Origin of the sequence: Campylobacter sp. S4:11, from assembly GCF_024723695.1 — a bacterium.
Lineage (GTDB): Bacteria > Campylobacterota > Campylobacteria > Campylobacterales > Campylobacteraceae > Campylobacter_D > Campylobacter_D jejuni_C.
The window spans coordinates 1-21768 of record NZ_JANQDC010000020.1; the positions used below are offsets into that span (position 1 = coordinate 1).

Consider the following 21768-nt stretch of genomic DNA (forward strand, 5'->3'; position numbering starts at 1 on the left):
TGTAATAGAACAAACTATGTATTTAGGATTTAAAGTTTGATTACAAGTAATAACTTGAGTTTTACCTTCTTGATCTTTAGCATAGAATAAAGTTTCTTTTTTATTTGGATCAATTAAATCAGGATTTGCTTTAACAGCATTAGCTATGTTGATGCTTAGATCAGTTTTACTAAGCATTTTTTCCTGATCCTCATGAAATATCACCATACCTTCTTTGTCATACACACCTGCATAAGAGCTATCAGAATGACCTAATGCTAACACATCTTTAGAGAAAGTATTGAGATTATAAACTCCACTTACTACACCTATAAACTTACCCCCCCCCTTGTCGCTATATACTGGAATAGAATACGTTACAACCATTTGTCCGTTTAAAACTATACTCTTATAAGGATCGGTAACAATTAGCTTTCCTGCTACTTTTGCTTCTTTATACCATGGCCTTGTTCTTGGATCAAATTTACTAGGATCATTATGAAGATTAAATTTGGTGTCAATTTGATAATCTTTACCCGAATCTTCCAAACCAAAATGAATGGTATCAAAGCCACCCGATCTTTTTGCGGTATCTAAAACACTAAAAATTTCCCTATCATTAGCATTATGCACGATATTACTTAAGCTATATGCTAGCGATTCTATAATACTTCTTTTGCTATTTGAATAACTTGAATACATATAGTTAACATCAAACATGGTTTTCTTTTGTATTTCTTCTAGATAATAACTTGTACTTTCTTTAGATTCATAATAGCTAATTATATTTACAACTATTAATATAATTGCTATCAAAACGCAAGCTATTGTAGTTAATTTATTAGACAAGCTATTAAATTTAAACATTGATACTCCTTGTAATAATTTTATTAAAAATTATAGTAAAAATAAAATAAATTACTAATAAAATAAAAAATAATTACAAATTATGACAAAATATTTGTTTATTATTTAAAATTATATTTTGTTCTTTATGGGAGGTAAATTTAGGAATATAAGCATAGCCACTAATAGGATTTATAACAATACATATATGTTGATTTTGGTTATTAGATAATCTTATAATACAATCATTATTAAAAGAAGCAAGTTTATCATAAGTACGCGTGGCATTTTTCAAAGGTGTATATAAGTGGCCATAATCATCAAAAACTAAACGCGTACTTCCTTTACAAGCACCTTCAAATAAAACTTTAGATATACCATAAGTTTTTTCTATATTGTATTTTAAATTTGCCTTAAAATCATTTTGATTTATCACTCCACTTTGACCTGAATTCATTAATATATCAGGGTTGATAAGATCAACAGCTATTTCTCTATCTTTATTGATCATATTTTTACCTATGTTTGCATTACCATCGCCATTTTTATCTAAAAAGATGGTATAAGTTTGCTCATTGTTGGTAGCAGATTTAGAGCGTATAAAATATAATTGCCATTTAGCCTTAAACCACTCTCGTTTAGCAATGTTAAATTCTTTTGCTCTAAAATCATTTTGTATTAAAGCTAAATGTCTTGTGTATTTAATATCATTTAAAACTTGCTCAGCTCCTAAACGCAAATAATCAGGCTTATAATAAACATAAGCCATAGAAAATAATAAAGATAATATAATACAAACAAAAATTAGTTCTATTGAAGTAAAAGATTGCTTCATTTTATAGAATAATAAACTTTATGATTACCCAAACTAACATAAATCCTACTAGCTTTTTTACTAGAATGAAGCTCTAATTTGCCTTTAGAAATACCATAAAATTTAAGTCTTAAAGCTAGTTCTTTATCTTGAGCAAAAATATAAGTGAGATTGTGTTGTTTTAAATTTAACGCTAATTCTTTAGCTATATGATAATCATAGGCAAAATGTTTTTTGGGATCTTTTAATAAATAATAAAAACTTTGATTAAAAATAATACCAAGATAAAAAAATAATAAAAATACCAAAGAACATTCTATAAAAATTTTATGTTTTAAACGCAGCTGTGGCATCCTTGAGCGATAGGAAGACATTAAATAACGAATTAACAAAGGAGTACAAACTACACAAAAAGGTAAAAAATCTTCTAAAAAAAGTCTTTGTCTTATAGAAAAAATTAAACAAAAAACAAAAGTAGTTGCACTAATAAACCATAAAAGTGGCTTATCATCTTGCAAAAGAATTCTATAAACAACATAAAAAAAATAAAGGAAAATTAAAGGTGAAAAACAAGCTGCAAAAATACCCAAAGTATCTAAAAAATACCCCTTAGGCTTTCCACTTGCATCAAATCCATAGACACTCATTGCAATAGCAAATAAAATTAAAGAACATATAATAAGCAATTTATCTTTTTTATAAATAGCATAAAAGAAAAAAGATAAATATAAAATTGCAAAATTTGCATCTACCAAAAGAACTAAAACTAATAAAACATAAAATAAAAATATTTTTTTATATTCAAATAATACTAAAATTAAAAGGGTAAAGAATATCACAATACTTGATTCATTAACAAGCAAAGCACTAGCCACACTACCAGGAAGCAATATAAAAAGCACAACAGAAATAAAGGCATCAAAGGAAGTTTTGGTATATTTTAAAGCTAAAATATATAATAAAACACAGCTTAAAGAATGTAATAAAACAAAAGGGAGTCTTAATCCAAAATCATTTTGACCAAAAAGAGTAGTCCCAAATCTAGCGATCATAGCAATTAAACTATGATCATAAAAATAAATTTGTGCTTCGTTGTAGCTTATAGATAAAGTGCTTATACCATACAATAAAGCACAAAAATCAAAAAATAAAACGGCTAACAAATACCTTTTCATTTTTAATTAGTCAAGCTTTACAGGCCCATTACTTGCATGAGATTGCAAAAATCTTAAAATTCTATCTTTTTCCGCATCAGTAATTTTCGCAAAACCTTGCATAGCAGATAAATATGCATCCCATTCTTCCATTAAATGTTCTTTTGGTTTATGCGCTGCATGACAACTTGTACAAGTATCATAATAAGTTAATTCTATCTCATCCCAAGCAAGAATTTCTTGATCGGTTAAATCTTTACTTTTAACTAAAAATTCCATTTCATTACTTGCATTTTTAGTATTTAAAGTAAGCAAAAGATAAATTCCATCTTTAGTGTAAGCAAGACTTTTTGGATTTGACTCTACAACCTCGCCTTTAACTTTGATTAAAGAATATTCACCTTCTTCTTTTATAAGCTCTACTTTAGAGCCTTCATAAATTTGTCCTACTACTTTTTTACTAGCACTATCTAAAAGATCTACTTTTTCATTAAAAATAAACATATCTTTAGCAAATAAAGCACTAGCTAAAAAAGTCAATACTAATATAATTTTCTTCATTATTAAGCTCCTATAATTTCTGGTGGTGTAGTTGAGTTATAAGGTTTTATAACTTCTTTTAATTTTTTAATACCCACTAGACAAGTATTTACACTTGTTGCTTGAGCCATGGTTGAAGTTGGTCTTGAACTTGTTAAAACATTTACATGACCTGCATTACATCTTGGCTTGCTATCGCTCACATCTTCAGGATCATACCAAGCACCCTCTTGAATACTAATAACCCCTTCCATGATATTATCTGTTACAAAAGCACCTGCTAAAAGCGATCCACGATCATTATATACTTCTACAACTTCTCCATGAGTAATACCAAGCTTTTTAGCATCATTAGTATTAATCATCACAGGCTCTCTACCTTGAATTTTATACAAATCTCTTACCCAAGTATTATCAAGTTGAGAATGCACTCTATATCTTGGATGTGGGCTTACTAAATGGAAAGGATATTTTTTAACTAATTTTTCATTACCCAACCACTCAGCTGGTTCAAACCAAGTTGGATGTGCTTTAAAGTCTTCCAAGTTATATTTTTCAAATTTTGGAGAATAAATTTGAATTTTTCCACTTTCTGTTGCAAGTTTATTTGCTATAGGATCAGCTCTAAATTCAGAATGTCTTACGAAGTTGTAAGCTTCTTTTGGAGTTTCAAAATGAATAAAACCTTGTTTCCAAAAATCAGCAAATTCCATATAATAAGGGCAATCACTTCTACCATAAAAACCTTCAAGCCATTGTTGTTTAGTTTTACCACCGGTGAATTTTTTATGCTCTCTCTCACCTATTCTTTTTGCTAATTCTTCAAAAATATCATAGTCATTTCTACTTTCAAAATAAGGCTCGATTACTTTTTTCATAGCATAAACATAATCTTGAGAATAAGAACCACCAAAACTAATATCATCTCTTTCTAAAGTTGTAGTTGAAGGCAATACAATATCAGCCATTTTTGCCATAGGTGTCCACCAAGGCTCATGGACGATTAATGTATCAAGTGTTCTTAAAGCCTTAATAAGCTCATTTGTATCCGGATGATGACCTAAGACAGAAGCACCCACTACATACATCATTTTGATTTTTGGATAGGTGATTTCTTTGCCTTTAAATTTAACTGTTTTACCCGGATTTAAAATTGCCTCTGAAACCCTACTCGCAGGGATATTAGTATCAAGATTATTTTTACCTTGCGGTAAGCCTACTGGTAATCTTACACCTGAAAATGCTTGTCCACCACCTGAATAATGCATAGAAAAGCCAAATCCACCACCAGGTAAACCTACTTGACCTATCATTGAAGCTAAAACCATTAAAGTCCAATCAGCTTGTTCACCATGGTGTGCTCTTTGCATAGCCCAATTGCCTGCTAAGAAAGTTCTATTTTTCACAAAAGTATCTGCTAATGCAGTAATAACTTTTTCTTCAACACCAGTAATATTTGCAGCCCAAGCTGGAGTTTTATCAATACCATCAGTTTTTCCAAGCAAATAAGGTAAGAATTTGTCAAAACCATCGGTGTATTTTTCAATGAATTTTTTATCGTATTTTCCACTTTTATATAAATAATTCATCATACCAAGCATTAAAGCTACATCGGTATTTGGACGAATTTTAATCCACTGGGCATTTAAAATCTCTGCTGTTTGAGTGTATTGAGGATCAATGGTAATAAATTTGATATTTGATTTGCTGTATTTTTTATAATACTCATCATTACCACGATTTGCAACTTTAAAATCAATTTGATTACATTTATAAAGATCAGCTCCCCATAAAACATAAACTTGGGTATTTTCTAAGATAACCTCGTGAGAAGTTTGTAAAGAATAAACCTCTAAATCCCCTACTATACTAGCATTAACTTTACCGGCAGCTCCATTACTATACTCTCCATCGGTGCCGATGTGACCACCTAAAGCAGTGTTAAAAAATCTTCCTGCTACTGAGTTACAATTGTGCAATAAACCTACATGCCCCCAAGCACCATAACTTGCATTAAATAAATTTTCAATAGGAGTTTCTTTTAATTTTTGCAATACAAGCTCTAAAGCTTTTTCCCAGCTTACTCTTACAAAAGGTTCTTTACCTCTTAATTTAGGCCTTTTCTTTCCTTCTAAAAAACTTTTTCTAACACAAGGATACTTTACCCTAGTGTCTGAATAAGTTCTATCAATGATAGCATCAGTGATAATAGAAGGATGTTTATCAGATTGTTGTGGAGTAACTTTTACAAGTTTTCCTTCTGAATTTACTTCAGCCCAAAAAGCACCAAAGTGAGTTGCATGAGGAATTTTTTTAGTATCATAAAATTTAGTTCCCTCACTTGCGGCCATTAAAGGGTTAACCGAAGCAATCGCTGAAGTAGCAGCAAGTCCTTTTAGAAATTTTCTTCTTGTTAAACTCATAAGACATCCTTTCTTAACAAAATAAAGTCAAAATAATATTATAACATTTGTATTTGATTTAAAGCTAAATTTTAATGCTCCAAAAAAAGTCAATCCATTCTTTAGCTTCTTTTATATAAAATTCAGGGATTAATAATGCTGAAGGTTTATAAAAAACACTTGCTACTTTGAGCTCTAAATGAGGATATTTTTCCATTAAAACTCTTTTGATTTCTATCATAGTTTCACCACTATCTATAATATCATCTACCAAAAGAATTTTTTTATATGAACTAAGATCAGGGATATTAAAAATTTTAATCGTATCTAATTTTTGAGTATCTTCATAGTGAATGGAATTTAAAGAAAATAAATTTCTATTTCCCATACCTTCTGCTAAAAAATGACCCAAAGTCATACCACCTCTTGCAATGGCAAGTAACACATCAGGATTAAATTCTTCCTTAATTTTGCGTGTAAAAGGAATAATTTCTTTTTGAAATTCTTCATAAGCATAATAATACATAATCACTTCCTATAAAAATTGTAATAAAAATACCAAAGATGAAATTGCACTTAATACAATAATACCAAGATTAATTTTATCAAATTCTTTTTGCATGATACGCATAAATAAATATGCAATAAAACCAAAAGCAAAACCTGTGGTAATAGAATAAGTCAGTGGCATCATGATAATAATAAAAAACGCACTCACTGCTATAGCTTTATCTTTAAAATTAATATTTGCAACTTCCATAAACATTAAAACACCAACAAGCACTAAAATAGGATAAATAGAATTTGCAGGAATAGCTTTAAATACTGGCAATAAAAATAAAGTAAAAACAAAACATATAGCAGTAACTAAAGCTGTAAGTCCTGTTCTACCTCCTGCCTCTACCCCTGCTGAGCTTTCCACAAAAGCAGTTACAGTAGAGGTACCAACAACTGCTCCCATAGCCGAACTAGCCGCATCAGCGCCCAAGGTTTTACCTAACTTTTTCTCACCTTGCTTTGGATCATCAAAGATTTTTCCTCTTGAGCCTACACCTGTGATTGTACCTACACTATCAAAAAGCTGTGTAACAAAAAAAGTAAGCACTATAGGAATCATACTAAGCTCTAAAGCTCCTTTTATATCAAGTTTACCAAATATTGCACTTAAACCATTATCTCCGCTTATAACTGGCATAGAAAAAAGTTGCTCTGGAAATTTAGCCCCATCAATACCAAAAATCCAAGCACACAAAGCACTCACAAAAACAGCTAAGATAAATGCGGCTTTAATCCTCCAAGCCCAAAAAACAAAAACCAAAAACAAGCCAAACAATCCAAAAAGCACTTTAGTGCTTGAAAAATCACCCAAACCTACTAAAGTTGCTTCGCTTTTAGTGATAATCCCCATTTGCACAAGCCCCATAAAAGCTATAAAAGTTCCAATACCTGCTGATATGGCTTTTCTTAAATCATTTGGTATGCTTTTTATCACCCAAATTCTAAAATTAGTAAAAGATAGCAAAGTAAAAACAATACCTGATAAAAACACAGCCCCCAAAGCACTTTGCCAAGGAATTTGATAAGTATTACACACGCTAAAAGTAAAATACGCATTTAGCCCCATACCCACACTCATAGCCACAGGAGTATTAGAGAAAAAAGCACTAAAAGTAGTAGCTATAATAGTTACTAAAGCAGTTGCAACAATTAAAGCCTCTAGTGGCATACCTGAATTACTCATAATATTCGCATTAACCGGTATGATATAAATCATTGCTAAAAAAGTAGCAATACCTGCATAAATTTCAGTTTTTACATCACTATTATGCTCTTTAAGTTTAAAAAAATCCATTTTTATCCTTAGTAAGTTTTTAATTCATTATACAAACTATCTCGCTCTATTGCTATATAACCTGAGCTTTGAATCATTTCTATAAAAGTTTTTAAACTCAAGCCATTTGAACTTTTTGCCCCACCTGCACTTTGTATACTTTCTTTTTCTATAGTACCATCTAAATCATTTGCACCAAAATCTTGAGCTACCATAGCTAAATTTATACCCATGGTTGCCCAATAAGCTTTGATATTTTTAATATTATCAAGCACTATCCTTGCAATAGCTAAGGTTTTTAAAATTTCTACCGAGCCAAGTGGTTTTTTACCTGTAATAAAACTATTATCTTGTTGCCAAACTAAAGGTATAAAGGCATTAAACCCACCGGTTTGATCTTGAAGATTTCTTAATCTTATCATATGATTGATTCTATTTTCTCTACTTTCTATATGCCCAAATAGCATTGTGGCATTACTTTGTCTGCCTTTTTCATGCCAAAGTTTGTGAATTTTTAGCCAATTTTCACTACTTACCTTACCATGACAAATTCTTTTTCTAACTTCTTCATCAAAAATTTCAGCCCCGCCACCTGGCATAGAATCAACACCATACTCAAGCATTTTTTCTATCACTTCTTCATAACTCATATTAAAAGCCCTGCTTAAAAAATCAATTTCAGCAGCAGTTAAGGCTTTAATATGCAAAAATGGATATTTTTCTTTAATCATTTTAAAAATTTCCAAATACCACTGCCATGATGTGTTTTTATTGTGTGCTGAAACAATATGAATTTCTTTAGTATCTCTTAAAACTGTTTCATCGACTATTTTCATTATCTCTTCGTGCGACATAGTGTAAGGATTAGGATTTTTCCTGTGTGCTGAAAAAGCACAAAATTTACAAGTATCTGCGCATATATTTGTAGGGTTAATATGGCGATTGATATTAAAATAAACCTTTTTATCGTGTAAATTAGTACGAATTCTTTGTGCATATTTACCTAAAGTAAAAAGCTCTAAATCCCAAAGTTTATTAGCTTCTTCTTCATTTAATCTTTCTTGATTTTCTAGTTTTTCTATAATTGTTTGCATATTCTTACCATTTTTTAAATTTAAATTACAATTATAATTTTAACTTACTTAAAATTTAATACAAAGTATTTTTGGTATGATACTAGTAAAATTAAATAAGGATTATTATCAAGTTATGGATATGCAAAAAATTCAAAAATTAAAAAATTCTTTAAAAGATTATGAAGCTTATTGTTCTAGACTTTTTTTAAAACAAGGTTCATTTAGTTTTTATCACTCTAAAGAAATTGATCGTTTTATAGAAGATGTTTATGAGCTTGTTTTGAATGATTTTTTCGATGATTATTTTCCGCATAATGATAAATTCCCTTTTTGTATCATCGCTATTAAACAATATGCTAAAATGAATTTAAGTATAAAAGAAAATGTTGATTTATTGCTTATTTATAAAGATATAAAAGCTTATAATATCAAGCCTTTAATGAAAGCATTTATTGCTTCTTTAAATGATATTAATTTAAATATCAATTATCAAATTTGTGAAATAAATGGACTTTATAATATAGCCAAAAATGAGCTAAAACAAAATATTTTACAATATCGTTATATTTGTGGATCTAAGATTTTATTCAAACAAATCAAAGAAAAAATTTCTCAAGCTCAAGATGAGTTAAAAGAAGAATTTGCTTTGAAAATTTTGCAAGAATTTAACCCTTATCATCAACCTTTAATTAAGCAAGAATTTGATATTAATAAAAATTTTGGCGGTTTAGATGAGCAACTTGATATAGAAAATTTAAGTATATTATTTAAAGATTCTCCTAAAAATTATATGCTTAATTTTATCAACGAAAAAGAATTAAGTGAATTTAAACTTGCGAGTGATTTTTTATTTTCACTTAAATGTGCAATGAATCTTTTAGAAGGTAAAAACACTAATTTATTCTTAATACAAAATTCACAAGAACTTGCTAACTTAATGCAAAAAAAAGAAAAGAAAAATTTAGATCTTAAATCCATACTTATTCAAAAAGCTATGCAATGCATGCAAACTTGTGGAATTTATACGCAATTTTTAGCAAGGTGTATCCAAGAAAAACACTATAAAGATAGTAAGCTTTATGAAACACAAGATAGCTTTTTTACTTATTCTAGCGAAAGTGAAAACCTAAGCTTGATATTAAATCAACTTTTAAAATTAGATGATAAAGATTATAATTTTGATATCAAACTCATTTTTGCATTAAAAAGAGCAGAAAATAAAGATGAAAATCTAGAATTATTCAAAAAGATCTTAAAAAGAAAACATTCTTTTGCTCTTTTAAAACTTCTTGCTGATGCTAATATTTTAAAAGATTTTTGCAAACCTCTTACTCAAAGTAAATTTTTACTCGAAGAAGAAGGTATTTATAGTGCATTAGATAGAGCACTATTTTGCTTAAAATACTTTGAAGAAAAAGATTATGACTTTGATGAAAATACACTTTTAATAATAAAACTCACCATACTTTTAAGTGCTATTCATGAAGAAAATGAAATTTCTTTAGCAAATATTTATAGAGCTTATGTGGGAAAATTTGAAATTGACAATGAGCTTTTAGATTTTGGCTTAAGATTATATAAAAATTTTAACGCTTTTAAAGACATTATAGAAAAAGAAGATATCTATAATTCTACTATTGTTTTAAATTTTATTTCCAAATTAAACGATATTAATACCTTAAAAACCTTACATCTTTTATCTTTTTGCAATGCTAAAGCTTTGGGCATAGAAAATCATTTTTATTATAAAAGCTTAGAAAGATTGTTTCAAAATGCATTAGAAGGCTTTGAGGATGAGAATTTAATTGATGAGAGTCAAAGAAGAGTAAAAAAAGAACAAACTCTAAAAAGAAGCAAGGCTTTTTTAGATCTTGATGAGCAAACTCAAGATAATATCACTCATATTAAATCTAATCTCTTTTTTATAAAAAATAGTTTTGAAAAAATCATTAAAATAACACAAATTGCACAAAAGGAAAATTTTACTTTTTGGCTTGATAATCAAGATAATTTTACCCTAGAGCTTATAATGAATAGAAAAAATAATCTTGAAAATATACTCAATACCTTAAGTTCTTTAAATTTAGTCTTTATGAGTTTCTTTGAATTATTTGATGAAAAAGTTTATTTGAAATTTGAATATTCAGATATAGTAAGCGATACTCAAAAGCAAAGTTTAGAAAATTTACTAAATTCTAAATTACATTTAAAAGTACAAAAAAAGGCAAAAAAACCAAACATTAAAAAAGATGAATTAAAATTAGATATGAATTATTCCAAAAGCTATGCCAAAATAACCTTAAACACAAAAGATCAAAAAGGTTTGATGGCTTATGTGATGGATGTGCTTGCAAGATATGATATTATCTTAAGCGCAGCAAAAATTCAAACCATAAAAGAAAGAACGCGAAATGTTTTGATTTTGCATAAAAATGAAAGCTTGCAAGATCATAAAGATCAAATTCTTAAATCACTAATAAGCGAGTAAAAGATGTGCGGAATAGTAGGTTATATAGGAACTAAAGAAAAGAAAAAAATCATATTAGAAGGCTTAAAAGAGCTTGAGTATAGAGGTTATGATAGTGCTGGTATAGCAGTGATGAAAGATGGTGAGTTAGACTTTTTTAAAGCGGTTGGAAAATTAGAAAATTTAGCTAATAAAACTGCTAATTTTAATAGTGATGGCTTTGGACTTGCTATAGGCCATACGCGTTGGGCAACTCATGGAAAACCAACCGAAATAAATGCGCATCCACATTTGGGACAATACTCTTGTGTAATACATAATGGAATCATAGAAAACTACCAAGAATTAAAAACAAAGATCACACAAGAAGGTATTAATTTTCTAAGTCAAACTGACACTGAAGTTATTGTGCATTTATTTGAATACCATGCAAGTAATTTAGAACCATTTGAAGCTTTTAAAAAGACCATAGCTGAACTAAAAGGTGCTTTTGCAATCTTACTTGTAAGTAAAAAAGATCCTAATACAATTTATTTTGCTAAAAATGCAGTGCCACTCATCATCGGAAAAAATGGTGATGAAAATGAATATTATTTTGCATCAAGTGATGCGCCTTTAATTTCTTTAGTGGATAAAGTAGCTTATCTTGAAGATGGAGATTATGGATATGTTAATTTAAACGAATGCAAAATTTGCCATGATCAAGCTTGCATACAACCTACTTTTGTAGCTTTAAGTCAAGATAAAAGTTATGCCCAAAAAGATGGTTATAGATTTTTCATGGAAAAAGAAATCTATGAGCAAAGTAGAGTTTTAGGTGAAGTTTTAATGGGACGCTTACAAGGTGAGCAGATTGTTTTTGAAGATATAGATGAAACTCTTTTGCAAAATATAGATGAAATCACGCTTTGTGCTTGTGGCACAAGCTATCATGCAGCATTAAGTGGAGCTTATTTACTTGAAAGACTTGCAAAAATTAAAACTAAAGTTGAAGTAGCGAGTGAATTTAGATACAGAGAAGCTATTATAGGTAAAAACTCTCTTTTTGTAGTAATCTCTCAAAGTGGCGAAACGGCTGATACACTAGAAGCTTTAAAAATAGCAAAAGCACAAGGAGTTAAAACTTTAGCAATATGCAATGTAGACAATTCCAACATCGTGCGTTTAGCTGATATATCTTTACTTACTAGAGCGGGCATTGAAAAAGGTGTGGCTTCAACTAAAGCTTTTGCCACTCAAGTGGCAACTTTATGGATGCTTGCAATCTATCTTGCGCAAAAAGCAAATTTGGATATGAGTAAAGAAATCAAAGCTCTAAGAAGCTTACCAAGTATAGTTAAAGTTGAACAAAACTTACATGAAAAAGTACATAGAATTTCAAAAAGATACCTACACGGTCATGGCTTTTTCTTTATAGGAAGAGATGTATTTTATCCATTAGCTTTAGAAGGTGCTTTAAAACTTAAAGAAATTTCATACTTACATGCTGAAGGCTATCCAGCAGGAGAGATGAAACATGGACCTATTGCTCTAGCAGATAGTGAGCTTTTTACCGTTGCATTAATGCCACAAAATTGTCTTTATGAAAAAACTAAATCAAATGTAGAAGAATTAGCTGCAAGGGATTCTACCTTGCTTGCTATTTCCCCGCTTGATTTTGATTTAAGCGATGATTTTATAAGAACTTCAAAACAAGAACACTATATGTGTGAATTTTTCGAAATGATGGTAATCTTACAACTTCTTGCTTTGGAAGTTTCTATAAGACTTGGCAATGATGTAGATATGCCAAGAAATCTAGCAAAAAGTGTTACCGTAGAATAAATATTTTGTGTAGTTTTGAAAAAACTACACTTTTTTAAAAAATTTTATAAATACTTCTTAAATTATAAGCAAACTTTAGGGATTATTTGGTTTAAATATTACATCTTATTTTATTACAAGGAAAAGCCATGGAATATAGAATCGAACACGATACTATGGGAGAGATTAAAGTTCCTAATGATAAATATTGGGGTGCGCAAACTGAAAGAAGTTTTGAAAATTTTAAAATTGGTTGCGAAAAAATGCCAAAAGTTTTAATTTATGCTTTTGCAAATCTTAAAAAATCTTTGGCTTTAGTTAATAACAAACTTGGTAAATTAGACGAAGCTAAAAAAAATGCCATTGTGCAAGCTTGCGATGAAATCGTAGCAGGAAAATTTGATGATAATTTCCCACTAGCAATATGGCAAACAGGTTCAGGTACTCAAAGTAATATGAATATGAATGAAGTTATAGCAAACCGTGCCACTGAAATTATGGGCGGTGATTTTAGAAAAGAAAAACTTGTTCATCCAAATGACCATGTAAATATGAGCCAAAGCTCAAATGATACTTTTCCAACTGCTATGAGTATAGTTTCAGTAGAACAAGTAGAAAAAAAACTTATCCCTGCTTTAGATGAGCTTATTGCAACTTTTGAAAAAAAAGTAAAAGAATTTGAAGGAATTATTAAAATAGGAAGAACTCATCTTCAAGATGCTACACCACTTACCTTAGCTCAAGAATTTAGCGGATATCTTTCTATGTTACTTCACTCAAAAGAGCAAATCATCGCTTCTTTACCTACATTAAGAGAGCTTGCAATAGGTGGAACGGCTGTTGGCACAGGATTAAACGCTCATCCAGAACTTAGTGAAAAAGTAAGCGAAGAATTAAGCAAGCTAATAGGTACTAAATTTGTTTCAAGTCCAAATAAATTCCATGCATTAACAAGCCATGATGCCATTAATTTTACACATGGAGCTATGAAAGGTTTAGCTGCAAATTTAATGAAAATAGCAAATGATATTAGATGGCTAGCAAGTGGCCCTAGATGTGGACTTGGAGAGTTAAACATACCTGAGAATGAACCAGGAAGCTCTATCATGCCAGGCAAGGTTAATCCTACTCAGTGTGAAGCCTTAACTATGGTTGCAGTACAAGTTATGGGAAATGACGCAGCAATTGGTTTTGCAGCAAGCCAAGGAAATTTCGAGCTTAATGTTTTTAAACCTGTGATTATTTATAACTTCTTGCAAAGCCTTGATTTATTAGCTGATGCTATGCATTCATTCAATATCCACTGTGCTGTTGGTATAGAACCAAATAAAGAAAAAATAGATCATAATTTACATAATTCTTTAATGCTAGTAACTGCACTAAATCCACACATTGGTTATGAAAATGCAGCTAAAGTAGCAAAAAATGCTCACAAAAAAGGCATTTCTTTAAAAGAAAGTGCTATGGAGCTTGGCTTAGTAAGCGAAGAAGACTTTGCTAAATTTGTAGATCCTACAAAAATGATAGGACCAAAAAAATAATCAAAAGACTAGGAATAATCCTAGTCTTTTCTTAAGAGTTAGTATGATTTATGAAAATGACTATTTATTTATAGAAAAAGAAAATTCTCAAATTCCTTGGGTGAAAATTTTTACTAAAGAAAATTACAGAGAATTAAGTGATTGTCCAACCTTTTTACAAAATATGCTTTTTCAATATGTTTTAGCTTGCGAATTAAGCCTTAGAGAGTATTATAACCCAGAAAAAATCAACATAGCTTCCTTTGCAAACTATGTGCCAAGAGTGCATTTTCATGTTATGGCACGTTTTAAAGAAGATGCTTTTTTTCCTGAATGCATGTGGGGAAAACAGCAAAGAGAAATTAAAAATTTAAATTTACCTGATTTTGATGGATTTGTATCAATATTACTTAAAAAAATAAAAAATATTTATGTTTAAAAAATTTATTAATTCTAGCTATATAGCTTTATTACATCATCCACTTGGAGTTATTTTTTATTTATGTTTTTGGTTTTTTATAGCATTTTTTTATAGTTCATATCAAACTAGTATTTTTTTACTTTTAACCCTATTTATAATTTTTTGCGAAACATTCACTAACTCAAAAAACAATTTAATACAAAATTATAAAAACTTGAAAAATTTATGGGTTGGGTTTTTTGGACTAATTTTTTATATATTTTTAAATTTTATCTTTAAAGATGGCATAGAAAATTATTTAATATTTTTTACTAATAATTCTTTATATATTTCTTTAGCAACAGCTCTTATAGCTTTAGTATGTGCAAGAAAATTATGTGATTTTAATTATTTTCATCATTTTTTAGCTGCCCTTTCTTTTAGTATAAGTTTTTGGCTAATTTTTGGTATATTTTTGGCTATATTTTATGGTTCGTTTGATTTTTTATTTGATATTTCTTCAAGTAAACTAAATTCTCATGTTCTGTCATTGTGGCTTTTTAGTGCTGGAATTTTTTCTTTATTTTTACTTGGCAATTTTACTTCATATAATTTTAATAAAATTTTTATATTTATACTAAATAGTTTTAGTATTTTATATATAATCATGCTTTTTACCTATGGTTTAGGAGTATTATTTAATCTTTTAAAAAATCTTAGTATAGTTCATCTATGTCTTTGGTTTGGTAATTTTTTATTAATTAATCTTTGGATAAATTTATCTTTTTATAAAATCAAAAAAGCACTACTCTATACCTTTTTTATTGTGTTACTATCATTAAATATTTTCGTATTTTATGCTATTATAATTAGAATTGCACAATATGGTTTTACGCCAGAACGCTTAGCAGTATTGACTTTAAATTTATGGCTTTTAATTGCAAATTATCTAAGCGTATTTAAGCAAAAAATAGCATTAAAATTTTCTTTTTACCTACTTGCGTTTATGGCACTATTTTTAGGATTTTTTGCAAATTACATAAGTTTTTCTTCGCAAAAATACCAATTACAAAAATTAGAAAACTCTATACACTCTTTAGATCTTGACTATATTCAAAGTAAACAATACTACAATCAAATCAAAGGCATCAAAAACACCTTACATGATCTTGATAAAAATTATAACAACAATTATAGTTTTGATGATTTTTTAAAAACTTATAATCTAACTCACTTAAAGCCACAAAAGATAGAATTTCACAATATGTCCAAAAAATTTCATCCAAAATACTCCAAATTAAAAGAAAATTATGATGAAGTATTATTTGATTTTATTGCTAATTCAAGTGACTTTAAATATTTTATGAAAATTGATGATAATACCTTGTATTTTTTGCTTCAAGAAAAAGAACTTTTAAAACTTGAAAATTTTGACAAAATCTTAAAAAACTACCAAAAAAATTCACAGTTAAGCTACAAACTTAACAATGGCTCATCTTTGATTTTTATCCCTTTAGAATTTAATATCAATATAAAAGGTCAAATAACTTTTTTTAAAACTCATGTTTTTATTAAAAACAGCAAATAAATTATTTAATATAACAAACTAAAATATCAAAAAAAGAAAGGTTTAAACTATGAAGCAATTGTTATTTTTACTTACACTTTGCTCACTTGCATTTTCCACGCAATGTGAGGTTAAAATAAAGCAAATTCAAAAAGAAATAGCTTATGCTAAAAATTACAATCATCAAGAAAAAGCTTTAAGTTTAGAATTAGCCTTAAAAGAAGTTCAGGCAAATTGTGCAAAAGATCCTCTTTTTTATGATAAAAAATTAGAGGCTAAAAAACTTAAAGAGCAAGAGATAGAAAAAATCGAACAAGAGTTAAAAGAATTAAAAAAACAAAAAGATTATATGAGTAAAACAGAGTATAAAAATAAAAAACAAGCTTTAAAAGACAAAAAAGACAAAATTAAAAAAGAGATTGAAGAATATATCAACAAACTCTAATTTAATTCCAAATTTGCCACCATTTTTTATTTTGTTGTTTTAATTTTTGCATTAAAATATTTTGATTTTTTAATGCAAACTCATTTTCTTCATCAAGCTTTAACAATTCTTTAGTGCACTCTAAAGCTTGCTCATATTCTTTTAGCTCTTCTAAACACTGAATTTTTCCCACTAAAGCATCGGTATTTTCATTTACTATCTTTAAACAATCTTCATAACATTGCAATGCATCATGAAAATCACCTAAATTTCTTAAACACTCTGCCTTATAATAATGTGTCCAATTTTGACTTTCATCTAAATTTAAAGCCATATTAAGATATTTTATAGCTTCTTTAAAATCTTGTGAATACACTTTAACCGCACCCATAAAATGATAACACTCATATGATTTTGGTTCAAGCTCACTTGCTTTTTTTGCTGCTTCAAAGCTTTCATCATATTTTCCTAAAAAGCTTAAAATTTGTGCTTTTTCTATCCAATATTCCGCAACATCATCAATTATTTTTAAGCATTCATTGATATCTTTTAAAGCTTCATTGTATTTTTCAAGATTTCTTTTACATTTTGCTCTATGAAAATACGATTCATCATCTTCTTCGTTGCTTAAAATCACACTATCATAACATTTTATCGCTTCTTCAAACATATAAAGATCTTCATAACAAAGCCCCTTATAATACTTTACGCCATTATGATTTTTATCAATTTTTAAAGCCTTATTTAAATCTTCTATAGCTTCTTCTTCTAAGCTTAAATTATATTTAGCAATTCCACGCCAAAAATAAAGCTTAAAATTATTTTTATCCACTTTATGTGCTGCATTACAATAAGCTATTAATTCTTCATAAGACTCAAGCTCTTTTGCACAATATGCTCTTTCAAATAATACATCTTTTAAATCAATATAATCTTTATATGTTTTTATAAGCTCATTATATTCATCTATAGCTTCTTGAAATCTTTCAAGCTTGCTTTTAATCCAAGCTCTTTGAGAAAGGGAGTTAGCATAATCTTGGGTATTATTTTGTTTTTTATAATATTTAACAGCTAGTTCGCTATCTTTTAAAGCTTCCTCGTATTTTTCAAGATCAGATTTTAAATAAGCCCTATTAAAAAACACATCAGGATATTCTTTTTGATATTTCAAAGCTTTTTCATAACTTATCAAAGCTTCATCATATTTGTCTATCTTATATAAGCTATTACCTAAATGATAAAAACCATAAGGAACTGCGTGTTCAAGTTCTGCTAATTCTGATGGAGTAAAATCATGCTTTCTTGCTCTTTCTTGATAAAATTTAGCTGCTAAGTCAAAATCCTCTATAGCTTCTTCAATCATTTTTAGATTAATTTTAGTATTGCCTCTATTAATATATGCTTGAGCATATTCTTCATAAAGCTCAATTGTTTTATCATAATATTTCAAAGCTTGCTCATAATCTTCTAAATCATACAAAACTCTAGCCAATGCAAAACATGGATATTGTAAATTTTCATCTAATTCGATTGATTTTTTAAAAGCATCTATTGATAATTCTATCTTTTCTAAGTCTTTATAAATATGTCCCAAAATCAAATATGCCATTGCATTTTCATTATCTAATTCAATGGATTTTAAGCAATCTTGCAAAGCCCCCTCTAAATCATCGACTTTACGTTTATTATTAGCCCTTTTATAATACGCATCAGAAAAACTCTCATCTTGCTCAATCATCTTAGTAAAAAATTCTATAGCTTTTTGATAATCTTCTAAATTCTCATAAGCTACCCCTTGATAATAAAAAATCTGCGAAGATTCAAAACCCAAATCTTGAGACTTCTTAAAATCAAGCAAAGCTTGTTTTGGATCAACACTAAGCAGGGCAATGGCTCTAGTATAATAAGCTATATAATATTCTGGAGCTAAATCGATACAAGTTTGTAAATCTTTTAAAGCTTTTGTTTGCTCATCTAAAAGTATATAAACCCTAGCTCTGTTAAAATATGCTAAATAATATGTATTATCCAGTGCTATAGTTTTATTAAAAGCCAAAAGTGCTTCTTGTAATAAATCTAACTTAAAATTACACAAGCCCAAAAGATTAAACAAAAATACATTACTAGGATCAAATTCTACAGCTATAGTTGCATCTTCAAGCGCTTCTTGAAATTTCAAGCAATTAAATCTACAAAACGCTCTATTATGGTAAGCCTCTAAAAGCAAACGGTGTTTATCTTCATCATCTATAAAAATCATTTTACCATCTTGAGCAAGCGTAACTTCACCCTTGCAAAAAGCTATAAGCTCACTTAAGACTTCATCACATTTTTCAAATTCTGAATTTTCAAAATATTCTTTAGCTAAATCTGATAACTCAGTAATTAAATTATCCAATTTTATTTCCTAGTTCTGATTTTCTTTGTTTAAACTTTTTAAAAATTCTTCTATATTATATTTTGCCCTATAAGTTTCACTCATTAAGTGAATCAAAATATCTCCCAAATCAAGTACAGTCCATTCTTCACTACTTTCTATATTTAAAAACTCTTCACCTTTACTTTTAAGATTAGTTTTTAAATCATCAATCAAAGAAAGTGCATGTCTTTCTCCCATAGTGGTAGCAATCACTACAAATTTGACAAAATAATCCTTATCTTGCATATCAAAAGTTTCTATTAAGTCTGCTTTTTTATCATCTAAAATTTGCACTATATTGTTAATTCTTTCTTGCATTGTTTTCCTTTTGCTAAATATTTTTAAATTTAGAATAATAAAGCTTAACTTCTTCTTTGATTTGCTCACAAACTTGTGATGTTTGCAAGGTTTGTCTTATAAAAGAAGAAGAGATATTTACTTTAGTATCTAAGGTTTTAAAATGTTTTGGTATAAAAATATCATCTCTTTTAGCTACAACAAATTCTACCAAATTTTGCAATCTTTCAAATTCATGCCATTTTTCAAGACTTTGTAAATGATCAGCCCCCAAAATAAGATAAAATTTAGAAATTGTATATTGTTTATACAAAAAATCAACACTTTCTATACTAGGCACAGGTCTTTGTTTTTTTATTTCAAAATCACAAATTTCAACTTTTTCCAAACCTCCCCAAATCATATCACACCATTTTAAGCGTCTTTGCTCATTTGCGGTAAATTCTTGCTTAAAAGGACTAATAAAAGTAGGCATAATAATGAGCTTATCAAGCTCTAAATTTGCTAGTGCATTAAAGACTATAGCATTATGCCCTAAATGAGGTGGATCAAAACTGCCACCAAAAAGTGCGATTTTCATTAAAATTTAACCTTTTTTTAGTAGAATTTTACCTACTTAATCATAAAAAGGAAATGAAAATGGCTGTAAAAGTTGCAATAAATGGTTTTGGACGCATTGGAAGATGCGTTGCAAGAATTATCATGAAACGCGATGATATCGAACTTGTAGCGATTAATGATACTACTGATATAGAGCTTACTAAATATCTTTTTAAATATGACACTGTTCATGGGGTATATGATGGTAGTGTTAAAAATGAAGGTGATGATTTAATAATTGATAATAAAAAAATAAAAGTTTTAAAAAGCAGAAATGTAGCTGATTTAGACTTTGCAAAATATGGCGCACAAATTGTTTTAGAATGTACTGGCGCACACTTAACTATGGAAAAATGTCAAGGATTTTTAGATCATGGGGTGCAAAAAGTTATCATGAGTGCACCTGCAAAAGATAAAACTCCAACTTATGTTTTAGGGGTAAATGCTCACGAATACAAAGGCGAAAACATCATCTCAAATGCAAGTTGTACTACTAACTGTCTAGGTCCAATTTGTAGAGTTTTACAAGATAATTTTGGCATAGAAAAAGGTTTAATGACAACTATTCATGCATATACAAACGGACAAAGCATTATTGATGCAAAAGCAAGAGATAAAAGAAGATCACGTGCTGCTGCACAAAATATCATCCCTACTTCAACTGGTGCAGCAAAGGCTATGAAGCTTGTTATGCCTGAGCTTGATGGAAAATTACATGGTCAAAGCATGCGTGTACCTGTAGCTGATGTGTCAACTGTGGATTTAACTGCAACTTTAAAGAAAAAAGTAAGTAAAGAAGAAATCAATGAAGCCTTTAGAAAAGCAGCTGCTAGTAATTTAAAAGGTATATTATTAGTAGATGATGAAGAAAGAGTTTCAAGTGATTTTATAACTTGCTCTTATGGTGCAATTGTAGCAAGTGATTTAACTCAAGTAATTTGCGATGATTTTGTTAAAGTGGTTGCTTGGTATGATAATGAATGGGGATATTCTTCTCGTTTAGTAGATATGGCAGTATTTATAGCAAAGGCTTAAGATGAGTAGTATTTTATCGATTAAAGATATTGATCTTGCAAAGAAAAAAGTATTTATAAGATGTGATTTTAATGTTCCTCAAGATGAGTTTTTAAATATTACCGATGATCGTCGTATTCGCTCAGCTATCCCTACTATAAGATATTGTTTAGATAATGGTTGTGCAGTTATTTTGGCTTCACATTTAGGGCGTCCAAAAGAAATAGCTTCAAAATACTCTTTAGAACCGGTTGCAAAAAGACTTGCGCGTTTAATGGCTAAAGAAGTCATCATGGCTAAAGATGTTATAGGTGAAGATGCAAAGAAAAAAGCTAGTGAATTAAAGCCGAGCGAAATCTTACTTTTAGAAAATTTACGCTTTGAAAAGGGTGAAACTAAAAATGATGAAAACTTAGCTAAAGAACTTGCTTCTATGGCTGATGTTTATATTAATGATGCTTTTGGGGTTTGTCATAGAGCCCATGCTAGTGTTGAAGCTATCACTAAATACTTTGACAATACAAACAAAGGTGCGGGATTTTTACTCCAAAAAGAAATCGAGTTTGCAAGCAATCTCATCAAACATCCTGCACGACCTTTTGTGGCGGTAGTGGG

At 29.0% G+C, this 21768-nt stretch carries 19 protein-coding genes; 8 read left to right on the forward strand and 11 right to left on the reverse strand.

Annotation, left to right across the window (positions count from 1 at the left end):
* From CAMP5053_RS06865 to mqnE, 8 genes are all read right to left on the reverse strand, one after another.
* On the reverse strand, positions 1-846 hold an 846-nt coding region (locus CAMP5053_RS06865; protein WP_337217544.1), incomplete at its 3' end, for a cache domain-containing protein.
* A 73-nt stretch (positions 847-919) separates the two neighbouring features.
* Positions 920-1660 carry a pilus assembly FimT family protein gene (locus CAMP5053_RS06870; RefSeq protein WP_337217545.1) on the reverse strand — a complete coding sequence of 247 codons (741 nt, stop codon included), beginning with the start codon at positions 1658-1660 and terminating at the stop codon, positions 920-922.
* On the reverse strand, positions 1657-2814 hold the full coding sequence (locus CAMP5053_RS06875; RefSeq protein WP_337217546.1) for a hypothetical protein: 1158 nt from the start codon (positions 2812-2814) through the stop codon (positions 1657-1659). Before CAMP5053_RS06875 ends, CAMP5053_RS06870 begins: the two co-directional genes overlap by 4 nt.
* Before the next feature lie 6 nt (positions 2815-2820).
* Positions 2821-3354 (reverse strand): hypothetical protein, encoded by a 534-nt coding sequence (locus CAMP5053_RS06880; protein ID WP_337217547.1) that lies wholly within the window; start codon positions 3352-3354, stop codon positions 2821-2823.
* 2 nt (positions 3355-3356) lie between these two features.
* Positions 3357-5756 carry a molybdopterin guanine dinucleotide-containing S/N-oxide reductase gene (locus CAMP5053_RS06885; protein ID WP_263667034.1) on the reverse strand — a complete coding sequence of 800 codons (2400 nt, stop codon included), beginning with the start codon at positions 5754-5756 and terminating at the stop codon, positions 3357-3359.
* A 64-nt stretch (positions 5757-5820) separates the two neighbouring features.
* The gene (locus tag CAMP5053_RS06890) at positions 5821-6261 is read right to left on the reverse strand and encodes a phosphoribosyltransferase (protein ID WP_263663846.1); all 441 of its coding nucleotides are present in this window, start codon (positions 6259-6261) and stop codon (positions 5821-5823) included.
* Positions 6262-6270: 9 nt separating this feature from the next.
* The gene (locus CAMP5053_RS06895) at positions 6271-7587 is read right to left on the reverse strand and encodes an NCS2 family permease (protein ID WP_087700257.1); all 1317 of its coding nucleotides are present in this window, start codon (positions 7585-7587) and stop codon (positions 6271-6273) included.
* A gap of 8 nt (positions 7588-7595) precedes the next feature.
* Positions 7596-8660: an aminofutalosine synthase MqnE gene (gene mqnE, locus CAMP5053_RS06900; protein ID WP_087700259.1), complete on the reverse strand. Its 1065-nt coding sequence runs from the start codon at positions 8658-8660 to the stop codon at positions 7596-7598.
* Positions 8661-8775: 115 nt separating this feature from the next.
* Here mqnE and CAMP5053_RS06905 point away from each other — a divergent pair, with 115 nt between their 5' ends.
* The 6 genes from CAMP5053_RS06905 (at position 8776) to CAMP5053_RS06930 (ending at position 16844) form a co-directional block, all read left to right on the forward strand.
* Positions 8776-11130 carry a nucleotidyltransferase gene (locus CAMP5053_RS06905; RefSeq protein ID WP_337217552.1) on the forward strand — a complete coding sequence of 785 codons (2355 nt, stop codon included), beginning with the start codon at positions 8776-8778 and terminating at the stop codon, positions 11128-11130.
* A gap of 3 nt (positions 11131-11133) precedes the next feature.
* Positions 11134-12933 carry a glutamine--fructose-6-phosphate transaminase (isomerizing) gene (glmS, locus tag CAMP5053_RS06910; protein ID WP_337217548.1) on the forward strand — a complete coding sequence of 600 codons (1800 nt, stop codon included), beginning with the start codon at positions 11134-11136 and terminating at the stop codon, positions 12931-12933.
* 128 nt (positions 12934-13061) lie between these two features.
* Positions 13062-14453, forward strand: a complete 1392-nt coding sequence (fumC, locus tag CAMP5053_RS06915) for a class II fumarate hydratase (RefSeq protein WP_087700264.1) — start codon at positions 13062-13064, stop codon at positions 14451-14453.
* Positions 14454-14496: 43 nt separating this feature from the next.
* The gene (locus tag CAMP5053_RS06920; RefSeq protein WP_039617714.1) at positions 14497-14871 is read left to right on the forward strand and encodes an HIT family protein; all 375 of its coding nucleotides are present in this window, start codon (positions 14497-14499) and stop codon (positions 14869-14871) included.
* Positions 14872-15067: 196 nt separating this feature from the next.
* Positions 15068-16420: a hypothetical protein gene (locus CAMP5053_RS06925; protein ID WP_337217549.1), complete on the forward strand. Its 1353-nt coding sequence runs from the start codon at positions 15068-15070 to the stop codon at positions 16418-16420.
* Between the two features lie 49 nt (positions 16421-16469).
* Entirely contained in the window at positions 16470-16844 is a 375-nt protein-coding gene (locus tag CAMP5053_RS06930; protein WP_214099947.1) for a DUF1090 family protein, read from the forward strand.
* A 1-nt stretch (position 16845) separates the two neighbouring features.
* Here CAMP5053_RS06930 and CAMP5053_RS06935 read toward each other — a convergent pair whose 3' ends face one another.
* Genes CAMP5053_RS06935 through nadD form a run of 3 tightly spaced genes read right to left on the reverse strand, consistent with a single transcriptional unit; the run spans position 16846 to position 20119 of the window.
* Positions 16846-19221 (reverse strand): tetratricopeptide repeat protein, encoded by a 2376-nt coding sequence (locus CAMP5053_RS06935; RefSeq protein WP_214125866.1) that lies wholly within the window; start codon positions 19219-19221, stop codon positions 16846-16848.
* Between the two features lie 9 nt (positions 19222-19230).
* Complete coding sequence (gene rsfS / locus CAMP5053_RS06940; RefSeq protein ID WP_012661160.1) at positions 19231-19560, reverse strand: ribosome silencing factor; 330 nt, start codon at positions 19558-19560, stop codon at positions 19231-19233.
* Positions 19561-19573: 13 nt separating this feature from the next.
* Positions 19574-20119, reverse strand: coding sequence for a nicotinate (nicotinamide) nucleotide adenylyltransferase (gene nadD, locus CAMP5053_RS06945; protein ID WP_214099945.1), 546 nt, complete (start codon positions 20117-20119; stop codon positions 19574-19576).
* Between the two features lie 59 nt (positions 20120-20178).
* Here nadD and gap point away from each other — a divergent pair, with 59 nt between their 5' ends.
* Positions 20179-21174: a type I glyceraldehyde-3-phosphate dehydrogenase gene (gene gap / locus CAMP5053_RS06950; protein ID WP_337217550.1), complete on the forward strand. Its 996-nt coding sequence runs from the start codon at positions 20179-20181 to the stop codon at positions 21172-21174.
* A gap of 1 nt (position 21175) precedes the next feature.
* The coding region (gene pgk, locus CAMP5053_RS06955) for a phosphoglycerate kinase (RefSeq protein ID WP_337217551.1) at positions 21176-21768 on the forward strand (593 nt) is incomplete at its 3' end.